General features: G+C 45.8%; 11 protein-coding genes and 4 pseudogenes. 4 read left to right on the forward strand and 11 right to left on the reverse strand.

The features are described from left to right. Positions 1–78 precede the first annotated feature (78 nt). A complete protein-coding gene (locus tag ACQY1X_RS10135) occupies positions 79–2,472 on the forward strand; it encodes a DUF3769 domain-containing protein (protein ID WP_430015646.1) in 2,394 nt (797 codons plus the stop codon). A 367-nt stretch (positions 2,473–2,839) separates the two neighbouring features. Here the strand turns inward: ACQY1X_RS10135 and ACQY1X_RS10140 are convergent, their stop codons facing one another. From ACQY1X_RS10140 to ACQY1X_RS10165, 6 genes and pseudogenes are all read right to left on the reverse strand, one after another. Further along, positions 2,840–10,069 carry a beta strand repeat-containing protein gene (locus ACQY1X_RS10140; protein WP_430015647.1) on the reverse strand — a complete coding sequence of 2,410 codons (7,230 nt, stop codon included), beginning with the start codon at positions 10,067–10,069 and terminating at the stop codon, positions 2,840–2,842. Between the two features lie 28 nt (positions 10,070–10,097). Continuing rightward, positions 10,098–10,427, reverse strand: a complete 330-nt coding sequence (locus ACQY1X_RS10145) for a hypothetical protein (RefSeq protein ID WP_430015648.1) — start codon at positions 10,425–10,427, stop codon at positions 10,098–10,100. A 235-nt stretch (positions 10,428–10,662) separates the two neighbouring features. Next, the gene (locus tag ACQY1X_RS10150) at positions 10,663–11,031 is read right to left on the reverse strand and encodes a clan AA aspartic protease (RefSeq protein ID WP_287744787.1); all 369 of its coding nucleotides are present in this window, start codon (positions 11,029–11,031) and stop codon (positions 10,663–10,665) included. Beyond that, complete coding sequence (locus ACQY1X_RS10155) at positions 11,028–11,303, reverse strand: hypothetical protein (RefSeq protein WP_079209427.1); 276 nt, start codon at positions 11,301–11,303, stop codon at positions 11,028–11,030. Before ACQY1X_RS10155 ends, ACQY1X_RS10150 begins: the two co-directional genes overlap by 4 nt. A gap of 60 nt (positions 11,304–11,363) precedes the next feature. Then, positions 11,364–11,462 (reverse strand): annotated as a pseudogene (locus ACQY1X_RS10160) (addiction module protein); the annotation flags it as partial. 137 nt (positions 11,463–11,599) lie between these two features. Beyond that, positions 11,600–11,848, reverse strand: a complete 249-nt coding sequence (locus ACQY1X_RS10165) for a Ycf34 family protein (RefSeq protein WP_002760106.1) — start codon at positions 11,846–11,848, stop codon at positions 11,600–11,602. 94 nt (positions 11,849–11,942) lie between these two features. Between ACQY1X_RS10165 and ACQY1X_RS10170 the strand changes: the two genes are divergently transcribed. Further along, a complete protein-coding gene (locus ACQY1X_RS10170) occupies positions 11,943–13,160 on the forward strand; it encodes a CCA tRNA nucleotidyltransferase (RefSeq protein ID WP_430015649.1) in 1,218 nt (405 codons plus the stop codon). Between the two features lie 225 nt (positions 13,161–13,385). On the opposite strand, the pseudogene ACQY1X_RS10175 reads toward ACQY1X_RS10170, so the two are convergent. From ACQY1X_RS10175 to ACQY1X_RS10190, 4 genes and pseudogenes are all read right to left on the reverse strand, one after another. Then, positions 13,386–13,799 (reverse strand): annotated as a pseudogene (locus tag ACQY1X_RS10175) (nitrilase-related carbon-nitrogen hydrolase); the annotation flags it as partial. 21 nt (positions 13,800–13,820) lie between these two features. Then, positions 13,821–13,928 (reverse strand): annotated as a pseudogene (locus ACQY1X_RS10180) (DUF4282 domain-containing protein); the annotation flags it as partial. Between the two features lie 45 nt (positions 13,929–13,973). Further along, entirely contained in the window at positions 13,974–14,516 is a 543-nt protein-coding gene (locus tag ACQY1X_RS10185; RefSeq protein ID WP_002803048.1) for a hypothetical protein, read from the reverse strand. 322 nt (positions 14,517–14,838) lie between these two features. After that, complete coding sequence (locus ACQY1X_RS10190; protein ID WP_430014499.1) at positions 14,839–15,924, reverse strand: hypothetical protein; 1,086 nt, start codon at positions 15,922–15,924, stop codon at positions 14,839–14,841. Between the two features lie 300 nt (positions 15,925–16,224). On the opposite strand from ACQY1X_RS10190, the gene ACQY1X_RS10195 reads away from it, so the two are divergent. Then, positions 16,225–17,724 (forward strand): NACHT domain-containing protein, encoded by a 1,500-nt coding sequence (locus tag ACQY1X_RS10195; protein ID WP_430014500.1) that lies wholly within the window; start codon positions 16,225–16,227, stop codon positions 17,722–17,724. Then, entirely contained in the window at positions 17,717–19,039 is a 1,323-nt protein-coding gene (locus ACQY1X_RS10200) for a tetratricopeptide repeat protein (protein WP_430014501.1), read from the forward strand. The genes ACQY1X_RS10195 and ACQY1X_RS10200 overlap by 8 nt, the downstream gene beginning before the upstream one ends. 109 nt (positions 19,040–19,148) lie before the next feature. Here ACQY1X_RS10200 and ACQY1X_RS10205 read toward each other — a convergent pair. Next, positions 19,149–19,280, reverse strand: a pseudogene (locus ACQY1X_RS10205) (ISL3 family transposase); the annotation flags it as partial. Positions 19,281–19,438 lie beyond the last annotated feature (158 nt).

Consider the following 19,438-nt stretch of genomic DNA (forward strand, 5'->3'; position numbering starts at 1 on the left):
GTCTCCCTAGAAATAATGATCGTGGTAGTATCATTGAGGTTCGCTCGTCCTCTATTTCGATCGCCGACTCGTGCAGTCATGTCTTTTTTTTTCTTAGCTGTTGAACCACCTGCCCTGATTAATACTGTAGCCGAACCGGAAACGGAGGAGCGCCAAGTTGCTGAAAATATTCCCACGTCTGTAGTTCCCCTCCCTGTCACCCCAGCACCTCTAGAGGCAAAAAAGCCTTCAGAAGAGAGCGTTTCTATTCCCCTCACCGTCACTCCACCTCCGGAAACCGTCGAGGTAAAACCCTTGGTTCCCGATCAGGGTATTCCCTTAGAACCTTTACCTAGCAGTGCGGGTGATGCGGCAGCTTTAGGAAAACCCCTTTCTGTCCAGAATTCTCCACCCCCCGCAGCCGTTGGTGTCACCATTCATCCCGAAACCGAGATAGTTTCAGGATTAAATCAAAAAGCTCTTAACCAGAAAAATGGCTCAACTCGGCTATTAGTGCGGAAAAAAGGCGAAAAAACCAGCCAAGAATACTTGATTTCCCTCAATAACAGCCTAGCTCAGACCGCTGCAGTTAATCCAGAAGGGGAAAAGCCCCTAGAATTGGTGGCCGATGAGCAGGAATTTGACCAAAATCGGCAGATTATCACCGCTAGAGGTAATGTTACCCTGCGTTTTGCCCAAAGTGTACTAACAGCTGATCGCTTACAGATTAATCTTCCCGAAAAGTTAGCGGTAGCGGAGGGCCAGGTGATCCTAACCCGGGGAGATCAAATCCTGCGCGGCGATCGCTTTGAGTATTATTTCGTCCAGGATAGCGGTGTGGTATTTAATGCTAATGGGGAGATTTTTCAACCCAGCACCGCTAGGGATTTAGGACAAACGCTGCCCACGGATGTGGGGGCCGGTGGTTCTTTTGGAACCCTAACCGATCGTTTGGCATTAAATCAACCCTTGCAGAGAATCACCACGGGAGAGGGTTTTCAATTTGTCGTCGGGGGACAGGATCCCAGTCGACGCGATCGACAGAATATTAGTAGTCCATCGGGGGGAACGATTAATCGTGTCCGTTTTCAGGCCGAACGCTTGAATTTTGATGGTAAGGTGTGGAATGCCACTAATGTGCGTCTGACGAATGACCCTTTTTCCCCCCCTGAATTGGAAGTTCGAGCTAATTCCGCCACTTTTCGCAGTACCGGCCCCTTTACCGATGAGTTACGGATGAGTAATTCCCAGTTGGTTTTCGATCAACGGGTAGTGGCACCCACTTTTATTAATAGTCTTACTTTCGATCGCCGTCGTCGTCGTCCTTTTTTAATTGCCCCGGGCTATGATGGGGAGGATCGGGGCGGATTTTTCGTAGAAAGTCCCCTAACTTTAGTGGAGACACCGAAGACTCTTTTTGAGTTGACACCGCAATATTTAATTCAAAAAGTCCTTAATCCCGATGCTTTTCCCTCAGCTAACCCCGGAGGTGGCGAAGTTTCGCCCCTTAGTCCGAAAGCTTTTGGTTTGTTGGGCAATTTTGCCACTAATTTTGGTGAGCGCTCGTTTTTGCAAGCGACAGCTTCTTTTTCTAATTTAGATTTGGAACAGATCGAAAATATTGTTCGTTCTAAAATTCGCTTTCAACAGACGATCGGACAGTTGCAGGATCCCTATCTGCTCAATGTGGAGTACAATTATCGCGAGCGTCTCTTTAACGGTTCTTTGGGGTTTCAGACGGTTAATAGCAGTTTTGGGGCAATTTTGACCTCACCGGTGATTGTTGTCCCCAATACGGATATCAGACTCAGTTATCAAGCTTCTGTTCAGAATGTTAACGCACCCACCGATCGCAGTGATCTCTTAGCGGCCAATGCAACGGATAATGTGACCAATTTAAGCCGTTTTCAGGGTGCTATCTCCCTCAATCGCAGTTTTTTACTCTGGTCTGCCCTTACTTTACCACCGACTCCCGACCAAGGTTTAAGATTTTCTCCTCTTCCCGTTCAACCCTATATTGCTCTTGTCACTGGTGTCACCGGTGTCAGCAGTTATTACACTAACGGAGAGACGCAAAATTCCGTCACGGGAACCGTGGGATTATTGGGACAGTTTGGGCGTTTTTCCCGCGATTTGTTCGACTATACCGGATTTAATCTCAGTTTTAGTCAGGGTTTAGTTAACGGACAATCACCCTTTTTCTTCGATCGCTTTGTTGATCAACAAACCATGTCCTATGGTATAACTCAACAGGTATATGGTCCGATTCGCGTGGGTTTCCAGAGCATTTATAGTATCGATCAAGCTAAGGAAATCAGTACAGAATATTTTCTCGAATGGAGTCGTCGGACCTATAGTTTAATTTTGCGCTATAACCCAGTGCTGCAGTTGGGAATACTCAACATCCGCGTGTCGGATTTCAACTGGACAGGCAACCCCGGCTATTTTGAGGGTAGCGATGTCCGTCCAGTGGTGGATGGAGTAACCCGTTAAGCTGAGGAGATAGGAGAAGGGAGAGGGGAGAATAAATAATCAGTTTTTAATAACCAGATTTAGCATAATAACATCAAACTGGAACAAACACAAGCCCGCACTTTTTCTACTTATATCTTCTCTTTAAATTGACAGAAAAGCTCCTAAAATTTTCATGGTGTTGATCGTTTCATAATTTAACCCTTCTACTCCCTTAATATTTGTTTGTTGGCCAATTCAGACTTGAATTGGCCATGCTTTTTACTACTCCCCTTCCTCTTAGTTGTAAAATACCTACACCTGTCAGGGAGTGTGGGGAGGCGGGAAGCGTGAGAAAACGATATAGTTTTTGTGGATTCAAGTTATGTTTTTGAACAAGTTCGTAGATTCAAAGAAGAAAATGAGACTGCTGCATAGTCAGTTGTCCTGTTAATGCAATCATCAACTCAACATTGTTCAGATCACTGTTAGTATTTAGCGAGACATAAGTCATGCCGCTGGAGGCGAAAAAGCGAACCTGCCCAGCGGCACTGAACGCTGATGAGCCGATAAAGACAAAGGCATTATCCGGGACGCTGGATGCCACGGCATCGATACCCGATATGTCGATCCGGTCCCCCTGGGCCAGGGAAAAGTCTGTGATAATGTCTGCATCATACTCAAAGTTAGCACTATCTTCAATTGTTTGAAAACGGAAAGTGTCTGCTCCAGTGTTGCCAGTCAATGTGTCCTGTCCGAGACCGCCACTGATGATATTTTGGCCAGCATTGCCAGAAATCGTGTTGGCCAAAGTATTTCCGGTTGCGTTAATGTTGCCGCTGCCAAGCAAAGTTAGATTTTCCACGAATGCTCCCAAGGCATAGGTGATTGAACTGCGGACATGGTCTGTCCCAGATGTTGGCAATTCAAAAACCACATCCCCCGCATTATCGACGGTGTAGGTGTCATCACCGCCAGCGCCAGCCATGGTGTCAGCACCAGCGCCACCGTCAAGGTTGTTGTTGCCGTTGTTGCCGGTCAGTTGATTGTTGAGTCCATTACCCTGACCATCGATGGCATCTTCTTCGCTCAGTGTGAGGTGTTCAACGTTGGCACCCAGTATCCAAGAAACAGAGGATTCCACCGTATCGCTGCCAGCGTTGAGGGCTTCTATAACGGTATCAGTGGCCAGATCAACGATGTAGCGGTCGTTACCGGCACCCCCTTCTAGGCGGTCTTGCTCACTGCCACCGTTGAGGAGGTCGTCGCCATCACCACCATAGAGACTGTCGGTTCCTCCCTGGCCGTAGAGGGAGTCATTGCCGGCTAGAGCGGTCAGGATATTGCTGCCGCTGGTTCCGATGATCTCGTTATCCAGAGTGTTGCCGGTGCCATTGCGGTTGATGCCATCGTCCCAACTGATATACAGTTGTAAATTCTCCACATTGGCACCCAGGGTATAAGCAGAGCGAGTTGAATACACCCAGTCGATACCTGCATTGGCCGCTTCTGTCACTACATCACCAGCGTTATCGACGACATAGACATCGTCTCCAGCTCCACCGCTCATCGTGTCAGCACCTAGGTCTCCATCGATCCAGTTGTCGCCGGTGTTGCCAGTGATCTGGTTGGCGAGATCATTGCCGGTTGCTGAGAGATCTTGCGAGCCGGTCAGGACGAGTTGTTCGACATTCCCACTGAGGGTATAGCTGATGGAGGACTGCACCCGGTCTGTGCCAGCGGCATCTTCCTCCTGAACCGAATCACCTTGGTTATCAACGATGTAGATGTCATTGCCAAGGCCGCCAATCATGGTGTCGGCACCGGCAGCGCCGTTGAGGGTGTTGTTCAGGGCATTGCCCCAGAGGCTGTTGTTGGCTTCATTGCCCGTACCGTTGAGGGCGGTACCAATCAGCACCAGATTTTCAACTCTGGCGCCCAGGGTATAGTTGAGCGAGGCCTCAACGGTGTCGATGTCGCTGCCTATTTCGAGGATGACATCGCCTGTGGCATCAACGCGATAAAGATCAGCGCCTAACCCACCATTCAGGGTGTCGGCACCGGCACCCCCATCAAGGGTGTCATTGCCGGCTAGTCCTTCCAGACGGTTGGCGGCGCTGTTGCCACTGAGGCGATTGGCAGAGGCATTGCCAGTGCCGTTGATGGCGGTGGTGCCAAGGAGGGTCAGATGCTCCAGGGTGCTGCTCAGGGTGTAGGTGATTGAACTGCGGACATGATCCTCCCCAGCATTAGCTAATTCGATGACCACATCCCCCACGTCATCGACGGTGTAGGTGTCATCACCGCCAGCACCAGCCATGGTGTCAGCACCAGTGCCGCCGTCAAGGTTGTTGTTACCGTTGTTGCCGGTCAATTGATTGTTGAGTCCATTACCCTGACCATCGATGGCATTCCACTCACCTGTCAGTGTGAGGTGTTCAACGTTGGCACCCAGTATCCAGGAAACAGAGGATTCCACCGTATCGCTGCCAGCGTTGAGGGCTTCTATAACGGTATCAGTGGCCAGATCAACGATGTAGCGGTCGTTACCGGCACCCCCTTCTAGGCGGTCTTGCTCACTGCCACCGTTGAGGAGGTCGTCGCCATCACCACCATAGAGACTGTCGGTTCCTCCCTGGCCGTAGAGGGAGTCATTGCCGGCTAGAGCGGTCAGGATATTGCTGCCGCTGGTTCCGATGATCTCGTTATCCAGAGTGTTGCCGGTGCCATTGCGGTTGATGCCATCGTCCCAACTGATATACAGTTGTAAATTCTCCACATTGGCACCCAGGGTATAAGCAGAGCGAGTTGAATACACCCAGTCGATACCTGCATTGGCCGCTTCTGTCACTACATCACCAGCGTTATCGACGACATAGACATCGTCTCCAGCTCCACCGCTCATCGTGTCAGCACCTAGGTCTCCATCGATCCAGTTGTCGCCGGTGTTGCCAGTGATCTGGTTGGCGAGATCATTGCCGGTTGCTGAGAGATCTTGCGAGCCGGTCAGGACGAGTTGTTCGACATTCCCACTGAGGGTATAGCTGATGGAGGACTGCACCCGGTCTGTGCCAGCGGCATCTTCCTCCTGAACCGAATCACCTTGGTTATCAACGATGTAGATGTCATTGCCAAGGCCGCCAATCATGGTGTCGGCACCGGCAGCGCCGTTGAGGGTGTTGTTCAGGGCATTGCCCCAGAGGCTGTTGTTGGCTTCATTGCCCGTACCGTTGAGGGCGGTACCAATCAGCACCAGATTTTCAACTCTGGCGCCCAGGGTATAGTTGAGCGAGGCCTCAACGGTGTCGATGTCGCTGCCTATTTCGAGGATGACATCGCCTGTGGCATCAACGCGATAAAGATCAGCGCCTAACCCACCATTCAGGGTGTCGGCACCGGCACCCCCATCAAGGGTGTCATTGCCGGCTAGTCCTTCCAGACGGTTGGCGGCGCTGTTGCCACTGAGGCGATTGGCAGAGGCATTGCCAGTGCCGTTGATGGCGGTGGTGCCAAGGAGGGTCAGATGCTCCAGGGTGCTGCTCAGGGTGTAGGTGATTGAACTGCGGACATGATCCTCCCCAGCATTAGCTAATTCGATGACCACATCCCCCACGTCATCGACGGTGTAGGTGTCATCACCGCCAGCACCAGCCATGGTGTCAGCACCAGTGCCGCCGTCAAGGTTGTTGTTACCGTTGTTGCCGGTCAATTGATTGTTGAGTCCATTACCCTGACCATCGATGGCATTCCACTCACCTGTCAGTGTGAGGTGTTCAACGTTGGCACCCAGTATCCAGGAAACAGAGGATTCCACCGTATCGCTGCCAGCGTTGAGGGCTTCTATAACGGTATCAGTGGCCAGATCAACGATGTAGCGGTCGTTACCGGCACCCCCTTCTAGGCGGTCTTGCTCACTGCCACCGTTGAGGAGGTCGTCGCCATCACCACCATAGAGACTGTCGGTTCCTCCCTGGCCGTAGAGGGAGTCATTGCCGGCTAGAGCGGTCAGGATATTGCTGCCGCTGGTTCCGATGATCTCGTTATCCAGAGTGTTGCCGGTGCCATTGCGGTTGATGCCATCGTCCCAACTGATATACAGTTGTAAATTCTCCACATTGGCACCCAGGGTATAAGCAGAGCGAGTTGAATACACCCAGTCGATACCTGCATTGGCCGCTTCTGTCACTACATCACCAGCGTTATCGACGACATAGACATCGTCTCCAGCTCCACCGCTCATCGTGTCAGCACCTAGGTCTCCATCGATCCAGTTGTCGCCGGTGTTGCCAGTGATCTGGTTGGCGAGATCATTGCCGGTTGCTGAGAGATCTTGCGAGCCGGTCAGGACGAGTTGTTCGACATTCCCACTGAGGGTATAGCTGATGGAGGACTGCACCCGGTCTGTGCCAGCGGCATCTTCCTCCTGAACCGAATCACCTTGGTTATCAACGATGTAGATGTCATTGCCAAGGCCGCCAATCATGGTGTCGGCACCGGCAGCGCCGTTGAGGGTGTTGTTCAGGGCATTGCCCCAGAGGCTGTTGTTGGCTTCATTGCCCGTACCGTTGAGGGCGGTACCAATCAGCACCAGGTTTTCCAGTCGTGCGCCGAGGGTATAGTTCAGCGAGGCCTCAACGGTGTCTATGTCGCTGCCTGTTTCGATGATGACATCGCCTGTGGCATCGATGCGATAAAGATCGGCTCCCCATCCACCATTCAGGATGTCGGCACCGGCACCCCCATCAAGGGTGTCATTACCGGCGAGACCTTCCAGTCGGTTGGCGGCGCTGTTGCCACTGAGGCGATTGGCAGAGGCATTGCCGGTGCCGTTGATGGCGGTGGTGCCAAGGAGGGTCAGATGCTCTAGGGTGCTGGCCAAAGTATAGGTGATGGAGGTACGCACATGATCCTCCCCAGCATTAGCTAATTCGATGACCACATCCCCCACGTCATCGACGGTGTAGGTGTCATTACCCCCGCCGCCGGCCATGGTGTCGGCTCCAGCGCCACCGTCTAACCAGTCATTTGCCGCCGTACCATAGATCTGATCGTTCCCAGCACCACCATCTAGGTGCTGTGGTTGGGAGTTGTCGGTGGTGAAGGCCAAAAAGTCATTGCCGTCGCCAGCAAAGACAGCATAACGATCAGTTCCCAGCCAAAGGGTGTCATTACCTGATGTGAGGCGAAATACCCCTGCGCTTTGGAGTACGGAGGGTATTGGGCTTAATGGGATGATTCCATTTGTGAGCAGATCGGCAAATGGTGCAAGCCCAGTGTTTTCCAAGGCCGCGTTCACCGCTGTGGTGAAGCTTGTCGAAGTTGGATCACCCCCCACGTCCTGGATGATTTCCCGCGCCAGCGGGAGAACGGCCGCCCAATACCCTGCTACCGTAATTCCGTCACCAGCAGGAGCCTTGCTTTTGAAACTATTCAACAGATCCGCAGGGGTCTGTACGGTCATAAGTCTGTCGATTTCGGGTACATAGACAGCGCTATCGGCCATGGCACTACCTAGCGGGCCAGACATCAACAGCCTCGCTAGGATGCCATCCACAAGACCATTCCAGGAGTCAGTCAAGCTGCCTACGGCCTGGGCGTTGGGGTTTCGGATACCTTCCACGACGAATTGTGTACCCAGAAAGGCTTCTAGTGCTGCCAGCTTGCGCCCATCGAATAGTCCTCCTCGTGATGATGGGTCAACGGATTGCACACCCGCCCAGCGATAAATGATCTGCTCTGCCTGGCTGCGGGCGTTGGCAAGACTGCTGAGGTTCTGAGAAACAAAACCCGTAACCAGTGTGGCCAAAGCTCCATCCGCCAACATGACAGAGCGCAGTGACTTGACATCGCCCCGTCCACGAATGTCAGGGAGATTGTCAATGGTGATGTTGCCCGTCAAGCTAATCGAGGAATTGGTGGCAACATTGGAGACATCAAACCAGATATCTGCGACTAAGCCAGTGGTCCCATTTGTATATTCAAAGATCGACTGCTCGTGAATCCGGTTGCCTTCTGCCGTGAAGTTGACGGCTGTATACCTTAAGTCGATAGAGCGAATATTGAGGGAAGCAAGTGTACGCAACTCGCCTGCATCGGTAAGACCGTTACTGTTGGCATCGAGCCAAACTCTGAACTGGGACCAGACTGCATCACTGGCATTGATAACTCGGTCATTGTTGAGGTCATAGGTGACCAGTTCAGCAAAGCCTGAGCGTCCAAGATCACCGATTAGCTCATTGATGTTGTCGATTTGGCCGTTGGCGTTGCTATCAATTGCCAGCAGGCCATCCGTCGGCTTCACCCAACCCGTTTGTTCTTTGATGCCATCGCCATCCATATCGAAATAGACATTGGATGTCGCACGCGGAGTGAGTTCAATGCCGTTGCCATCCAGGTCGAGAACGATGGGATCGATCAGGCGGCGAAGCTGGTCGCGGATGGCGTCGGCGAAGTTGTTGTCGACTCCATTTAGCCATCCCCCAAGGCCATTGTATAGATCTGCAAGGCCATTAGCCCCCCATCGCGCCAACGCTTCGCCCCCAAGCCCACCCCCGATAGCAAGCGCTGCTGCAAGGCCCCAACCCACGGGACCAGAAAGGCCGAGCATTCCAGCGATTGCTATTCCAGTGCCTCCAGCCCAAAAGCCGCCGGCGAGGCCTCCCGCAAATCCTGCTAGTTCAGCGAAAGCACCTTGAGAATTTCCGTTTGTATATAAATCATAGGCACGAGCCGCAGACAACGCGCCATCAAGTATATCGCCTACAGGACCAAGGTACTTGACCGCAGTGCCAACTGTATTGCCAATGTATTTGGCTCCATTTCCGTTTAAATCCAAAAGCCAATTTGCGGATGCTCTGATACGATTAAACGTATCCTGCGTAATTCCGCCGTAACTGTTAATGTATCGGGACATTCCGACACCGCTTGGAGCGCTTAAAGCACCGACGTCTGGAATTCCATTTGATCTAAAGAATCTTTCCCCTACAGAAACTGCTTTTCCATCAGCTGAAATTCTTAGATCTGACGTGATTCCATCAAGGAAGGACTTGTTGACAAGATGATTTCTTACTTCGGAATAAGCTGCGGCTCCGCCCTTGCTACTCTCTATTGCATTGAATTGTTGTAGCAAAGATGCACGAGTTATTCCGTTAATACTGGATACGTTATTGTTGTTAAGTAATTGCCGCAACTCAGTCTCTGCCCAAATCTTTTGTGGATCTGCAAACGGAACAACTGAGACCACTGGGCCAGTGATCTGACTTGCGAAACGAGCAGATGTCGTATCCCAAACCCCACCTGAGCCATAAAGACGCTGATTGACAGTGGCAGTATCGCCGCCGTTGGCCTTCCGAATCGCCTCCTGGAATTCATTGGATGTGATTACTCGAGCTGCATCTGTATTGTTAATAACCCCGACCTTACCTCCTGACTGACTTGACAAAGCAAGGGCAATATCTTGAGTTCTTCTAAAAGAATCGTCGGGACCAAGCCGTCCGCTGTAAAGAGCAGTTGATGTGGTTCCATTCAGTTGGACAGACAACTGAGAAATGAGATCATTAAGCTGTGCATTTGTAGGTGGTGTCGCAGCTTGATTCCATTGAGATAACTGGCTGAGGGCTTGTTGGGGTGTTAGCGGCATGGTATAACTTCTCTTAGTGATAATTTGGCTAATGGTTACGGTAAATCGTATTTGTTTTCAGAGAAACCTTGACCTCACCAGCTTTCTCGCCAAAGAAGTGACCAAAGTCAATCAAGGCTTGAACGATTAAAGACAAATCTGCCGAATTGCTTGCTCGGACTGATTCGTTTGTATTTTCAGCGGTATTTGGTGTAGTGGTTTCAAAGATGCGCTCTACTTGCCATTCAAGAACCGAATCCAAAACTTGCACGGCTTCGAAATCAAGCTGCCAATCTGGGTTAACAAGGCGAAAGTGCCACACCGCCTCAGGATCAGTGAATAAAAGAGACAATTCATTCTTGTGGTCATCTGATTCCATTCGGTACTCTCCAGGAATGCGCCTAAATCTCATGATTATTTCGCGATGGGTTGACATGGCACTTTCCAAATTTTAGCTCATGCCGTTACCAGTCTGGAGCACTTTTGTTGTCTGTGATGCCTCTCAGATTACCAGATTTCGTCTCCCCCCTGAACGGTTACCTCGAGTTGGCATAAGCTTGACTTCGATTTCAACTCGGTTCCTTCATTTTATCGTGTAAGATGGCGATTGCACTCTACTCCAAAGCCTCAATCGTGACTAGACCACCCTCGATCGCTTGAATCCGCAGATCGTAACCTCGCAATAGCTGCATCCCGATTAGTGGAAGTGTCTCTGATTCGTTGATGTAAATCTCACGATATTGCCCATCCCAAATCACGCGCCCGATGTAAACCTCAAACGTACAGAAAGTTCCGTCACCTAATGTGGCAATATCTCGGCCCTCCCAACTCAACCCCAATGTGGCAATTATGTCAGACGGCAAGGTGAGAAAACCCGAAAATCCTGTATCAGTTACAGCATCTACCATCTGCGCTGTCTTATTATTCGTGAGCGCGATCGATAAGGTCGCTTCACACCTTTGATTCACACGACCTTGCATCATTGCTTTGTTCTCAAACTCCGTGTACCAAAGTGATCGACTGCTAGATGCCCAATCCGAATAAACCAAGTCTGAGCATCAGGCACTCGTGCAGAAAGTTGTTTCGATGCTGTCACCAAATCATCGGCAACTTCAAACGCTCCGGTTTCAATGTCAATCGCCACAATTTTGCCGTAATTGCCTTCTTCAACTTGAGAGCGCACTTGGGATTCATAGAGTTCATTACCACGTCGGGCAAATTCTTTTTTGCTGTAGCGGGGTTGTCGAATTACCATATCCTTGACTTCGATTTCAACTCGGTTTACTTATTTTATCCTGTAACATGGCGAGCGCACTTACAGCCGTCTGACTTGCGCTAAAGCCTCTTCGCCTGAAATTAGCTGAACAGAACCATTTCTCGCTTCATCTCTGCGTCCCTTAGCTTCAACAATCCACATCGACTCAATCGGAACTTTTTCCATGTACATGACCACTATTGCACGAGTACAGCAAGAAAAGTTAACGGGTCTATCCATTGCTGGACAAGGGTTTTCGGCTCTTGTAGTAGATATGTATGGGTAGTTCAGGTGTTTTAGGTGGGAATTGGTTCACCCGGCCGCAAACTAGACCATTTACCGGTTTCGCGTAAAAAGCTTTCGCAACCCACCACATCCCACTCCATTTCGATATAATCTTCTTTGGTGCGAATGTTAACGTTAATAGAAGGGTTCTTCGCTTCAAAGTCCGGTGTCTCGGTGAGATGACGTTCCTGATGTTGTGTTTCTACGGCATGATAGGTGAGACAGCGATCAACAAAATAGCAGTTAATACAAATACACATAGGTTTAACTCTATAAGTCTTTTCCGTTAATCTAGCTCAGTCTCTCCCCAAATAGGGCCGGTAAAAATTATATTTTTGTAAATTTATCTTCTCGATGTCTTGTCAAAAAAACCTAGATAGTTTAGTTAAAGAAGTTTTTGCGATTAATCAGCAAGAATTGCCAGAAAATGCTTATTTAGTCGGTGGTGCTGTGCGAGACGCTTTATTAAACCGTCAGAAAGACTATATTGACCTAGATTTTGTGGTTCCCGCAAAAGCGATCGAAATTGCTCAAACTATTGCCCATCAGTATAAGGCCGGTTTTGTGGTTTTAGATGCCGTTCGTCAAATTGCTCGCGTCGTTTTTCCCCAGGGGACTCTTGATTTCGCACAACAGGAGGGAGAATCTCTAGAAATAGACCTAAAAAGACGGGATTTCACCGTTAATGCTCTTGCTTATAATCTCCACACCCAAGAAATTTTCGATCCTTTAGGGGGATTAAAAGATTTAGGCTGCCAATCCCTGCGGATGATTTCCCCCGAAAATCTCCAAGATGATCCCCTAAGATTATTAAGGGCCTATCGACAAGCGGCTCAATTGGACTTTGAAATCGAACCCCATACCCGTGCAACTATTCGTTCTCTTGCCCCTTTATTGCGCCGTGTAGCCGCCGAAAGGGTACAATCCGAGTTGAATTACCTTTTGCTCAATTCCCGTGGCAATAAATGGCTAAAAAGTGCTTGGGAAGATGGCTTATTATCTCTCTGGTTGCGTCGGATTACCCCCGCAAAAATGGAGCGAGTTATGGGGGTGGAAGCGGCAGCGGGATTTTTAGAATCTTTGTTACCGGAAAAATTTATCTTTTCCCCTTCTCAGTTACAGTTGACAAAATTGGCCCTATTGGTATCGGATATTTTAGCAGAAGCGGAAAAAGAGTTAATCGATCTCAAGTATTCCAGGGGGGAAATTCGCACGGTAATCACGGTAATTAAGTGTTTACCTCCTCTCAAGGAGCCAGATAATTTAAGTCTGCGGGAACAGTATTTTATTTATCTAAATACGGGAAAAGTATTTCCTGTCTTTGCCCTTTTTGCTCTATCGATGGGGATTAACAAAAATATCGTCGCTTCTCTGTTGACTTCCTATCTCGATCCCGATAATATTATCGCCCATCCCCGACCTTTATTAAGGGGCGATGATTTAATTAACCATTTACACCTGAAACCCAGTCCGATTATCGGTAAGTTATTAACCGAGGTACAAATTGCCCAAATTGAGGGCCAAGTCACAGTTTTTCAGGAAGCGATCGATTTTGCTAAAAAGTTATTATAAGTGGTTGGAGAACAGAGAAGTGAGGCTCTCCTATTCTTTGTGTGATAATTTTAACTTATAGTGATCGATCTCTGTGTCCTTTGTGTCTGGAGTGGTTCGTTCCACTCCCTCGCCCGCAAGACTATATCTTACAATACATTTTACCCACCACACCTGGGAGAGCCAGAAGTGAGGCTCTGTTCCCTATTGATAACCGTCCCTGGGAACTAATTTTCTGAGCGAATTTTAAACAAAAACACGATGCTGTAGGGAAGGCATTTGTCGTCGCACCTGTTGCAGACGTTGGGGATTAATTTCGGCAATTGCCACTCCCGCTTCTTCCCCCGCATCGGCTAAAACCACACCCCAAGGATCGATAATCATAGCGTGACCGTGGGTGTAACGGCGTGCGTAATTATTGCCCGTTTGAGCGGGAGCTATTATATAACAAGTATTCTCGATCGCTCGCGCTTGTAACAAAACTTTCCAATGATCTTTCCCTGTAAAAGCCGTAAACGCCGCGGGTACAAATAAAACATCGGCTCCTTGCTGCGATAAATAGCGATAGAGTTCAGGAAAACGCACATCATAGCAAATCGAGAGGCCAATTTTTCCCAAGCTATCGGAGCCATAAATCGGCGGTAAATCGATTCCTGCTAAAGGTTCCACAAATAGTCCACTTAAACCTCCTAGGGTAATCATAAACAAGCCTAAGATATAGAGAAACTTGATAATGGTAATGCTGACCATTTTCCGAAAGGTAAAAAAGTCTTGCCAGAAACTGTTCATTAAACCCTCTTATTGGCTTAGAAAAAAGATCATTTTTGAGGTAAATTACGAATTATTTTCAGGTAATTGTAAGGAATCTTGAGTTCCTTTTAAAGATTTACGCGCCACCTCTCTTGCGTCTCTGCTTAATTGTTCTATGGCTTTTTTAGAAACTTGTTCTAACCACAGTCTAGTACCATAAGAAATTGCCATAAGAGGTAGAATTACCATTAAGGCATAAATCCATGCTATCGCCAACAAAGCAAGGATAATTAAGACAAACATAATGCCATAAATTCCAGCACCACCAACTCCTCCGAAGATAGAGGTAAAGATATTCATAACAGTGGTTAGTACCCAAATAACGCCATCGGATAGCGCAATCAAAACTTTTAAAGCAATATTTGTCTGTCTTTCATATTCCTTGATTAAGTCTTCAATATTGCGTTTATTAGATTCTAACGCATCCGCTACGACATTATAGACGTATAAAGATTTCCCTTCTCCATTGTTATCAATTCCAATAATATTACAGGACTGATTAACATCTGGATTGCTGACTTTAAGCGTTAAAGGATTTCCCAAAAGTTGAACTTGTTGTTGATACATAATACACCAAAACCATACAATTTATTCAGGTAAAGTGCGAATTCTAACCTATCAGCTACTCAACAAAAGCCAATCATCCACTTATTTCTAAGTTTCGGTTGAACAGGCCGCATCTGGTATGCCAGTATAGCTTGAGAATAATTTGGGAATCTACCCAAACTGGTATCAATTTTAAAATAGCCTCAAACCCTTATAGAGTAAGGAATATGACATCTAAAGCTGAGATTGACTTCGGGACACTTAAGGATATAGCCAATTTTCAGGGTAATTTACCTTAAGTTCCCAAAATCTAGTATTTATCGGCAACCTATTGAGCTAGACTTCACACCGCAAACGCTTCCTTGTGTTTATGAAAAATCTGGTCAGCGTTGTGGTACTGATGTTTAATCATCCACTGCTCCAGTTCAATGAGATACCATTGACCGGCAAATGTTCCATATTTTAAGCAAACTTTTTCATTATCGTGTAGAGTGTGCTTAAACCCAAAACGTTCTTTATACAGTGCTTCAATTGTTTCGTCCCCTTTTGGATAAGTCGTGTAGGAAATTTCAGTGTGAGCAATATCATGTTTGTAAGTCAAGATAGCTCGAATCAATTGCTGATAAACAAGATAACTTGTTCCTTTTTTGCCAGTTCCCTTTTCATCATACAGAGAGAGACTTTCTCCGATGCTTGTTACATTTTTGGGTAACATCAAATGCTTTCCTGTGTGTTTTCCTTCACAAAATGTTGCCAGTTGACAAGGCAAATAGTAGCCATATTCAGGCAGAGAATAGGTATAGCGTGCAACACCGATTACCTGAGAGGGATTCTGTTCAGGATAGGCTAGAAAAATAACCGATTGGTGAGTAAATAAATCGTCGATTTCTTTGCGATAATTTTGTGACTCAGGATAGCGATTCTTGAGAAATAAGAAATAGGATTCAATTTCTGCCGGTGTTTCCGCTTCCTTGACCAGATAACCTTTGACCTTTGGCACATCAAAAGAAAGTGAGGCTCTTTTGCTAAGAATCCAGCAGTTGCCAATGTTATTTAATACAATAAACCCAGCACAAGAAAACAGAATCTTCACATATTGCTCAATATCAGGGGTTTGGGATATATCATAGACAAAGAGAAGACCGTTATCCTGTAACATTCTTCGGACAGTCCTTAAAGTGAATAGCGGATCTTTTTGGGTGTAATTTGTGGTCTTTAGCGTTTCAAATGTTTGTGCCGTTGAATCCTTTTCCTCGTTTGGTTTTAAATCAAGCCAACAAGAAAGTTGCTCATAGTGACGCTCTGGTATTTGACCGCTAAATAAGTGATTGACATCAACTCCATCCGACGACAGTAGCCGCACCGATGTAGATGATAATGAGATAAACTGTTTACCATTGGTTTGGTTGATTATTTGAGAAATAGCCATTTTGCTACCCTTAGGAAGAGGACAACGAGCAATGAGGCTCTCTTCATTGGGAGTAAAGCGATAGAAATCCTTAGATTTCTACAGAGAAGCAAGCAAAACGATGATTTTTGGGCGCAAAAAGCAAAAGAAGCTGGAATTAGAAAGAATTAGAAAGCTTGAATGGCTTCCTATACCTATAATTGAGCAAATAGCTGATATGTACTTAGTCACATTGAGAGAAAGTTTTTCAAAAAATGAGAATTTCTGGGGATAATTGATCAACAATAGAGAAATAAACTTATGTAGATTGAATAGAGAGCAATGAAGTTAAAACTCTCCGTAGCGGGACTTGAGCAAGTCAAAACCCGATGGGCGCAAAAACAAAAAGAAGGCTGGACTAGAGAGCATTTATGTAAGGAAGCTAGTCAATTTGCTGAACCTGATACCAATTGGGAGGAATTGTTCAATCTCCGACGTTACGCTTTGAATTGCACCCCAGAGACTTTAGATCGATTTTTAAGGAGGGAAAACATTCGATTAGGAGGTTTTGTTTCCTTTTGTCGAGCTTTGAACATCGACCCTTCAAAAGTCGCAGATCTAGATAATCTTTTGCAAAAACTGACTCAAGATATCGAGCCTATTTGGGTGGGGCGAGAGTCTCTTCAAAGTGATTTACTGGAAAAACTAAGAGGCGATTGTCGCATTGTCGTAATTACGGGAATAACAGGTATTGGGAAAACTGCCCTCGCCTACAAATTGGCCTTAGCTTTGTGTCAAGAAGGGTTTCCTCCTGAACTGCCTATTGATTTTGATGGGTTTAATCAACGGGAGGATCAACAGTCGCAATCAGAAGCACAAAACTTTATCAGCACAGCTATTGATTTACTCAATCGTGGCGATGAACCTGTTACGGCAAAACAAGCAAAAAACCCAGAACAATTATTAACTCAACTGGTTAATCATCTGAGCAATAATCGTCGATTAATTTGGTTTGATTCAATGGAAAATCTTTTACAAGGAGAACAACAAGATGGCAGTAATCGCTTTAAAGACCCCCTCTGGCGAGTCTTTTTTCAAAAGATATTAGAAGCCGAAAATTGTCAGACTCGAATTGTGATAACTTCGCAGGATAAGCCTGAAGATTTTGAAACTTTTAGTCAAGATCAATATTGGCATATTCAGCCATTAATGGGATTAGAGGATCAGGAAAGTTTACAGTTATTTGAACGTTTATTTCAACAAGCAGAAGTCGAATTAATTCTTCATGGACGTAACCTTGCTTACCTTAAAGAGATCGGAAAACTTTATGAGGGACATCCTCTCGCTATCCGCTTAATTTCTGGTGATATTATTGATAGACTGAATGGAGATATCGGCACTTATTATGAGGAGAATAAATCCCGATTTCGACGATTAAGAGAAATGATTGATGAAGCTCAAAAAGCCAATCCTGATGATTATTACAAAGTTAACTTAATGACCAAACAATTACGAAAACAACTGCTAGAGGAGGAAGTCGAAAGAACAATAGAGCGACTTGAAAACACTTTTAAAACTGCTTATTTATTGCTTATCTATGGTTCTACTTATTCATCTTTTGAATTTAAAAATGCGTGGTTTCAAAATCTTCAATTATTTTCAGAATACGAGGAACAGGATTTAGACTTAGCTCTTTTTACCTTGTTTAACCGTTATTTAGTAGAAACTCAAAAACAACTGGGATATGAACCACATATCAAACAGCACAGTTTAATTCGCAATGTTGCTTTCAAGCGTCTAGTATCTACCCAAAGAAAAGAAGGAAAACCAAATCATGAATGATTTTCAATCTCCTCAATTAAGAGTCAAAGAACGTCTCACAAGTATCGATTTTACTGTTTTTGGAGAACTCGCTCAAGTTAAACAAAAAGGGGAAATTTTAGGGGCGACAGGGAGTCATTTTGAAAAAGCACATTTTGGCGCATTTATCTGGCATTTAATTGGTTATGAACGCCATATTAAGGATAAAATGGGACAGCATCTCTCTATTCAAGAACGGGCAAGTCGTTATGTGGAAGCATTTCTCTGTCTATGTCGATTAGGTTGGTATAAAGAAGCTAAATCTTTATTTTCTTTACCCTTAGAAATTCATGATCCAACTTCTTTCCCTTTGCACAAACAATTACGCATCTGGGGACGCTATGAAGATGGCATAAAACTGTGTAAAGAATTATTAGGAAATCTTGACAATGAAACCGATTTTCTCTGTTTAAGTGAACTTGGTTATATGTATCGAGAATTAGGAGAATTTGACCAAGCAAAAAATTATGCAGAGAAACTCTTATCCTTAGCCGAGCAATTAAATAATCCTCTTTGGAAAGCAAGAGGAAAAGTAAATATAGCAACAATTGAGGGAATACAAGGTGAATATTTAAATGCTGAAATAGTACTGAATGAAGGTTTAAATCTAGCCGAGATTATTCCCGATTGTGACGAAAAATTTGAGATTATTAATGTTGCTTATTTAAATCTGGGTAATTGTTATGGTTATCAGGGAAAAGTTGACCAGACTATTGCTTGTTTAGAAAAATACTTAAAATGGGCAGAAAAAATTAAAAATCTTATTTATCAAGCAACGGCTTTACGAAATTTAGGAGAAGCATACCGGCGAATCAATGATTTGAATACAGCTATCGATTATACTCAAAGAAGTCTTGATTTATCTGAGCAAATAACCGATGAAGCAGGAATTATTTTTTCTTTGGGAAATTTAGCCGCAATTTATTGGCAACAAGCAAATTTTCAGGAGTCTGAAAAATACTTTAAACAACAAAAGAAAAGAGCTTTAGCTATTTCAGATGTAGCAAGTGTTGCCCATGCTTGTGCTGGATTAGGAGAAATTTATAGTATCACTCGAAAGGATGATCTAGCCTATCAATATCTTAACCAAGCTTTAGATATTGCCCTCGATATTGGAGAAAGATATATAGAACTAGAGACTTTAATTGTTTTGGCAGAATTTGAAGAAAAAACCCATGATCTTAAATCAGCTATTAATCACTGGCAACGCGCCTTACATCTTTCTGAAAAATTAAATATTCTCTCCCATAAAGAGAACTGTGAACAAAATCTAGAAAGGTTGTTAAACCCCAACTAAGTTGAGACTCGTCTTATATACATGACTACAATTCCACGGGTACATTAAGAAAAGTTAATGGTTGTATCCATTAATGGATAAGGGTTTTCGGCTCTTGTAGTATATATATTTGATGGCAATTCGGACATTCAATTGTTTCATTTAAAAGAGCGAGCTTTAAGAAAATTGTCTGAGCATTTTTTTGATAATTGACCCCTGTTACATTCGGTAAATCGAGGAGTTGATCAAAATTTATCCACATAACCCACCTCCTGTTCTGTGTCACCATTATACCATGCTCACACAGAACCTAGAAAAGCCCAATTTTAGGTAAAGTGTCATCAAATTCCTGCGAAGTCTCTTGCCTCATCTCAACAAGCAATTTAAATACGTGGGCAGCTTAAAAAAGTCTTAACTATG

The organism is Microcystis protocystis FBCC-A270 (assembly GCF_050500235.1).
In the GTDB taxonomy this organism is placed as follows: Bacteria; Cyanobacteriota; Cyanobacteriia; order Cyanobacteriales; family Microcystaceae; genus Microcystis; species Microcystis ichthyoblabe_A.

What these genes read in the sequence shown, in the direction of transcription:
- ACQY1X_RS10170 (WP_430015649.1), top strand. Translation starts at nt 11,943, where the DNA reads ATGTCTTGTCAAAAAAACCTAGATAGTTTAGTTAAAGAAGTTTTTGCG.
- ACQY1X_RS10140 (WP_430015647.1), bottom strand. Translation starts at nt 10,069, where the DNA reads ATGCCGCTAACACCCCAACAAGCCCTCAGCCAGTTATCTCAATGGAAT.
- ACQY1X_RS10155 (WP_079209427.1), bottom strand. Translation starts at nt 11,303, where the DNA reads ATGGTAATTCGACAACCCCGCTACAGCAAAAAAGAATTTGCCCGACGT.
- ACQY1X_RS10200 (WP_430014501.1), top strand. Translation starts at nt 17,717, where the DNA reads ATGAATGATTTTCAATCTCCTCAATTAAGAGTCAAAGAACGTCTCACA.
- ACQY1X_RS10165 (WP_002760106.1), bottom strand. Translation starts at nt 11,848, where the DNA reads ATGTGTATTTGTATTAACTGCTATTTTGTTGATCGCTGTCTCACCTAT.
- ACQY1X_RS10185 (WP_002803048.1), bottom strand. Translation starts at nt 14,516, where the DNA reads ATGTATCAACAACAAGTTCAACTTTTGGGAAATCCTTTAACGCTTAAA.
- ACQY1X_RS10145 (WP_430015648.1), bottom strand. Translation starts at nt 10,427, where the DNA reads ATGGAATCAGATGACCACAAGAATGAATTGTCTCTTTTATTCACTGAT.
- ACQY1X_RS10195 (WP_430014500.1), top strand. Translation starts at nt 16,225, where the DNA reads ATGAAGTTAAAACTCTCCGTAGCGGGACTTGAGCAAGTCAAAACCCGA.
- ACQY1X_RS10135 (WP_430015646.1), top strand. Translation starts at nt 79, where the DNA reads ATGTCTTTTTTTTTCTTAGCTGTTGAACCACCTGCCCTGATTAATACT.
- ACQY1X_RS10190 (WP_430014499.1), bottom strand. Translation starts at nt 15,924, where the DNA reads ATGGCTATTTCTCAAATAATCAACCAAACCAATGGTAAACAGTTTATC.
- ACQY1X_RS10150 (WP_287744787.1), bottom strand. Translation starts at nt 11,031, where the DNA reads ATGATGCAAGGTCGTGTGAATCAAAGGTGTGAAGCGACCTTATCGATC.